Annotated in this window: 3 protein-coding genes and 1 pseudogene; 1 reads left to right on the forward strand and 3 read right to left on the reverse strand. The window is 62.2% G+C overall.

Annotated features, from left to right (window positions below; all coding sequences use genetic code 11):
* Positions 1 to 293: 293 nt before the first annotated feature.
* The 3 genes and pseudogenes from AC6CH3_RS23110 to AC6CH3_RS23120 all read right to left on the reverse strand — a co-directional run bounded on the left by AC6CH3_RS23110 (position 294) and on the right by AC6CH3_RS23120 (position 3,871).
* A complete protein-coding gene (locus AC6CH3_RS23110; protein ID WP_498134660.1) occupies positions 294 to 569 on the reverse strand; it encodes a MoaD/ThiS family protein in 276 nt (91 codons plus the stop codon).
* On the reverse strand, positions 566 to 1,690 hold the full coding sequence (gene moaA, locus AC6CH3_RS23115) for a GTP 3',8-cyclase MoaA (RefSeq protein ID WP_498134658.1): 1,125 nt from the start codon (positions 1,688 to 1,690) through the stop codon (positions 566 to 568). Before moaA ends, AC6CH3_RS23110 begins: the two co-directional genes overlap by 4 nt.
* 173 nt (positions 1,691 to 1,863) lie before the next feature.
* Positions 1,864 to 3,871, reverse strand: a pseudogene (locus tag AC6CH3_RS23120) (BCCT family transporter).
* A gap of 360 nt (positions 3,872 to 4,231) precedes the next feature.
* On the opposite strand from AC6CH3_RS23120, the gene AC6CH3_RS23125 reads away from it, so the two are divergent.
* The gene (locus tag AC6CH3_RS23125) at positions 4,232 to 5,437 is read left to right on the forward strand and encodes an NAD(P)/FAD-dependent oxidoreductase (protein WP_498134659.1); all 1,206 of its coding nucleotides are present in this window, start codon (positions 4,232 to 4,234) and stop codon (positions 5,435 to 5,437) included.
* The last annotated feature ends 79 nt before the right edge of the window (positions 5,438 to 5,516 follow it).

The following is a 5,516-nucleotide window of genomic DNA, read 5'->3' on the forward strand; positions in this document are numbered from 1 at the left end:
ACTCTGACTGCGAGTCACTCTGACTGCTGGAGTGGCCATGCCTTCCGGACTTTTGCCGGGCGGGCTGTCTGCTTTGTAGCGGATCACCACTGCCGGATCCCTCGGGCATCGGCTCCAGGCCTCAAGCGATCCAGGGGTGCGGAGCAGGCCACAGCCCCGGCGTTCGACAGGGCAGCGTCTGATATTCCGCTGATATTTAACTGATATATGACGATACTAGTTGCGTCGCCGGAAGAGTGTCAACGAGTAGGCGGCCCTCCTCGGCTGGCGGATGCGGTCGCGGCCAAGGAGGCTCAGCCGCCGGCAAAAGGCGGCAGGATATCGATGACGTCCTCCCTGCCAAGGCTCAGGCCTCGGTGCCGTACAGCGACTTCGTTGCGAAGAAAGCTGCTCCGGTCAATGATCCGGGCCAGTGGAGGCGTTCCCGCCGGCGGATCCGGACGGTCAATCGAAAGGACGGCAGTCAGGAGTTCGTTGAGCGTCACGCCGTCTGCCAGGTCATGGTGTTCTTCTTCTACGCCGGCGGCGGAATATGCAGCGGCAAAGTCGTACCAACAATGTTTGTTCAGCCTCCGATAGTGCTCATGCTGCGGCCCGACTGCTTGAAGTCTGCGGAATCCAGGCCGATGTGTTCCGTTCCGTGTGCCCGCGGCTTAATCCACATCGCATCCTGCCAGAGCCGTGCCAGTTCTGCGTCATCTGCCCCCGAGCGCATCAGGCCCAGAAGGTCAAATTCCTCCCGGGAGAACAGGCAGCTCATGAGCTTGCCTTCCGCCGTGATGCGCGTGCGCCTGCAGTCACCGCAGAAGGGTTCGGTGACGGAAGCGATGATGCCGACGGTACCCAGGACTGGACCATGGGACCCGCCTGTTACCGCGTTTCGCTTCCTGATCTGGAACCGTTCTGCCGGGGCTCCCGCCCGCTCCCGGAGATCCGGGGTGAGGACGAAATCCTGGGAGAGCAATTCACGGATTTCGGCGGCGGTGACCATGTCGCGCCGCGTCCAGCCATGGTCCGCATCAAGCGGCATCTGCTCAATGAAGCGGAGCTCGTAACCGTAGCGGAGTGCCCACGCCAAAAGTCCGGACGCTTCAGCGTCGTTGATACCCCGCATCAGTACCGCGTTGATTTTGACCGGTCCCAATCCTGCAGTCCTTGCCGCTTCCACTCCCGCCAATACCTTGTGAAGGAACGGGCGCCTCGTCAGTAGCTCGAACGTCTCTTCGTGAAGGGAATCGAGTGAGATATTGATCCGGGTCAGCCCGGCGTCCTTGAGCGCCTGGGCCTTCTTGTCCAGGCCGACGCCGTTAGTGGTCATGGACATGGGCAGATCGGGGTGCTGCTGGCGCAGGGCCCGGATGATGTTCACCAGGTCAGGGCGCACCAAGGGCTCGCCGCCGGTAAGACGGAGTTCGCGGATGGCGAGTCTCTCGACACTGATACCCACGACCCGCACGATCTCGTCCGGGGTCATGAGGGATTGTTTGGAGAGCCAATCCAAGCCCTGTGCGGGCATGCAGTACGAGCACCGAAGATTGCACTTGTCGGTCACGGATAACCGAAGGTCCGTGGCCTGGCGCCCGAACCGGTCCAGCAGGCCGGCGGGAACCCCCGAAGGCCGGCTCGGAGGCATCGGCAGCCCGCCGCCGCTTTTGCTGGGGAGCCGCGGAATTCCTAGCTGAACAGTCATGCACTCAAACCATTTCTTCGCTTCATGCGTGAAGCGCGCGTTGTAATGACGCTTGCTTGTTTCCTGATTGGAAGGCGTCGCCGGCATCCATCAGTTCCGTGCCGCCGCATGACAGCGGCGGCACGGAAGCTGCAGCCTTTCCTGCTGAGCCTGTGGGACCGGTAAGAAGCAGACTAGGTGGTCTGGTCTTTGGAGCCGGGCGTTCCGTCGGAACACCGGTCGTCACATTGGTGCTTGGTGACGAGGTCGAATTGGACGCCGCCGTGCTGTTCCACGCCGGTCCGGATGGCCCGTTCCATGACGGATGTTGCCAGGCGCCGGCGCAAGGAGAGGGGATCGCGGCGCAGGTCCTTGGCGAGCGCGAAACAGAGCAGCAGCATGACTATGACGAATGGCAGGGCTGCCACGATGGTGATCCGTTGCAGGCCGGACAGGGCTTCCGAAGGTTCGTCGCCACCGGCCAGCAGCATGACCGCCGCCACGGCGCCGGTAAGGCTGCCCCAGAAGATGACCACTCCTCGGCGGGGGTGCTCGGCGCCGTTGGAGCTGAGCGATCCCATCACGATGGAGGCCGCGTCGGCGCCCGTGATGAAGAAGATCGCGACCAGGACCATGGCCAGGACGATGACGGCAACAGTGAGCCAGCCAGGCATGTCCAGGTTCTTGACCAGGTCGAAGAGGGCGCCGTCGAAGTTGACGGTCGGTGTCCCCTCGACCATGGTGACCAGGCCGGGGGTGTTGGCCTTGTCTGCTTCCTGCTGGACGTGGAAGGCGCTTCCGCCGAAGATGCAGAACCAGATGACGCTGACGATGCTGGGGACCAGCAGTACGCCGGTGACGAACTGGCGGATGGTGCGGCCGCGGCTGATGCGGGCGATGAACATGCCCACGAAGGGTGTCCAGGAGATCCACCAGGCCCAGTAGAAGATGGTCCAGCCGGTCAGCCAGGTGCGAAGGGCTTCGTCTCCGACGGCTTCGGTGCGGGACGACATTTCTGCAAGGTCGCGGGCGTAGTCGCCGACCGCGGAAGGAATCAGGTTCAGGATGAACAGCGTGGGGCCGGCGACGAAGACGATGAGTGCCAGGATGACGGCCAGGACCATGTTGATGTTGGAGAGCCATTGGATGCCGCGGCTGATGCCGGAGACGGCGGACGCCACGAAACAGGAGGTCAGGATGGCGACGATCACCACGAGCACGGGAGTACCGATTTCGCCGAACCAGCCGTTGGAGGTCATGCCGCTGCCGATCTGCAGGGTGCCGAGGCCCAGGGATGCTGCGGTGCCGAAGAGGGTGGCGAAGATGGCGAGGATGTTGATGAACTTGCCTACAGGTCCTTCAACCATCCTGATGCCGAAGAGCGAAGTGAAGGCCGCGGAGATGAGTTGCTTGCGGCCCAGCCGGTAGGTGCCGTAGGCCATGGCGATTCCCACGACGGCGTACATGGCCCAGGGGTGCAGGGTCCAGTGGAAGAGGGAGGTTGCCATCGCGGTCTGGATGGCATCCGGGGTGCGGCCGTCCACGGTTCCGGGCGGCGGCGAAACGAAGTGATAGAGCGGTTCTGCGACGCCATAGAACATGAGGCCAATGCCCATGCCGGCGGCGAACATCATGGCCACCCAAGAGACGGTCCGGAATTCGGGCTTTTCGCCGTCCTTGCCCAGCGGGATGTTGCCGAACTTGCCCAGTGCCAGCCACAGGACAAAGATCACGAAGAGCGAAGCCAGGACCATAAACAGCCAGCCGGTGTACTCCATGACCCAGTTCAAGGCACCCTTGGAGGTGTCGGACAGGCTGTCGCGTCCAACGAAGCCCCAGACCACAAAGGCGACGGCGATGGCGCCCGTGATCCCGAAGGTAATTTTGTCGAGGCTGAGCTTGGTGTTCCGGCGTTTCCGTCACGGCCTGCTCGGTCTTTGCATGGCGCAGCTCTTCCAGAATCTGCTCGTACTCTTCTGCGTCCGGCAAGGTCGCTGCGCCTCCTTCCTCCGGAACGAGAACTGCGGGGGTGGTGCCTTCTTCCTGGGAGACAGTGATTACTTCTTTGAAGTTCCCCCTACTTTCGGGTTCTTCGCTAGGAGGAGTCTCTGCCAAGCCATTCCCGGCTGGTAACTCTTCAGGTGTTGATGGCTTTAGGTCACTATTAATAGCCATGAGCGGGTCCTTTGCTCGGCGAGTCATGGGCTTGCGATTTATACATGGCCTTCCGGCGTAGACCGGGCGGAAGGTTGGGGGCCTCGCCCGATTCGATGACCATGATGCTGCCGTCGACAATTTGTATTTCGTGTATGGGTACCGATGTGGCCGGTTGAGATTTTGCGATCAGTGTTGCTGCTGAGGGGGGTGTTCCGCAGGAATCAACAGTATTCGCCTTATGCAACAGAGTGCGCTCCGTCACACGCGATGTCAAGCACTTTTTATGCCGTTACGCACCTCCCCGGGCCCGTGTCCGGGCAGGTTGACAGGCTGGTGTGGCATGCCTCACGCTGTTGCGTATAGTGCGTGATGTTGCGTAATTAGCAATTAATGATGTGGAGGATTATGCAGACGCTTGCGATCGTTGGAGCCTCGCTGGCTGGCCTTTCTGCCGCCAGGGCCGCTCGCGCCCAAGGCTTCGCTGGACGGCTGATCATGATTGGCGATGAGCATCACCGTCCCTATGACAGGCCACCGCTATCCAAAGATTTCCTGCTCGGTACCATCACCTCCGAAGACCTTTTCCTGGAAACGGACGATGACGGGTTGCACGCGGAGTGGCTTCTGGGAGGAGGGGCGGTTGGCCTGGATGCAGCTTCTCGGACCGTCCGGCTGCACGACGGAACCTCCGTCAGCGCCGACGGCATCGTGATAGCCACCGGCGCGCGCGCCCGGAAGCTGCCTGCCCTGGACGGGCTTGAGAATGTTTTCTACCTTCGGACCATCGCCGATGCCCAGGGATTGACACCACGCCTGGTGCCGGGCGGGCGCATGACCGTTATCGGTGCTGGTTTTGTCGGTGCTGAAGTTGCGTCCGCCGCTGCCTCTCGGGGAATGGAGGTGACCATGATCAACAACGCGCCGGTTCCGTTTACGGCGCAGCTCGGGCAGGACATGGGGGATCTCGTCGCCAAGCTGCACCTGGCCAACGGCGTTGATCTCATTTCCGGTGCCGTGGTTGAAGAGTTTCACACGGGTGAAGGCGTTGTTACCGGCCTTACGCTGGCTGACGGCCGTCACCTGGCGACGGACGTCATCGTCGTCGGGATTGGCGCTGAGCCGAACACCGAGTGGCTGGACGGGTCCGGGGTGGAGCTCGGCTCGGGCGTGCTGTGCGACGCCATGGGACGCACCAATATTCCGGGGATCGTCGCCGTCGGTGACTGCGCGGCTTGGTTCGATAAGGCCTACGGGGGCCACCGGCGGATTGAGCACTGGACTGGTGCGCTCGAGCGCGCAGCCCTGGCTGTTCAGGCCCTCTTGGACGGCGCTGCCCTGGAACAGCCGTTGAAGCCGCCCTACTTCTGGTCAGACCAGCACGGCGTCAAGATTCAGTTCGCGGGGCACTCCGCCGGCTATGACCGCCTTGAGGTTGAGGCAGGGGATCCCGAGGAACACAGCTTCCTCGCCGTGTACTACCGCGGAGACGAGCCGGTGGCGGTCCTGGGAATGAACCAGCCGAAGCTCTTTACCAAATGGCGGCGCACCATAGCAGCTTCGGCGACGAAGCCGAAGGACCAGCCTGGCCTGATCGCTGCCGCCGCTCCATAGGCGGCATCTGCCGCACACCATCGCAAAACTTTACTGCACCAGTTTTACGCACTTAATATGTGCCGTTCTGAGGAGGAAC

The sequence above is a fragment of the Arthrobacter sp. GQ119 genome, from assembly GCF_059759125.1.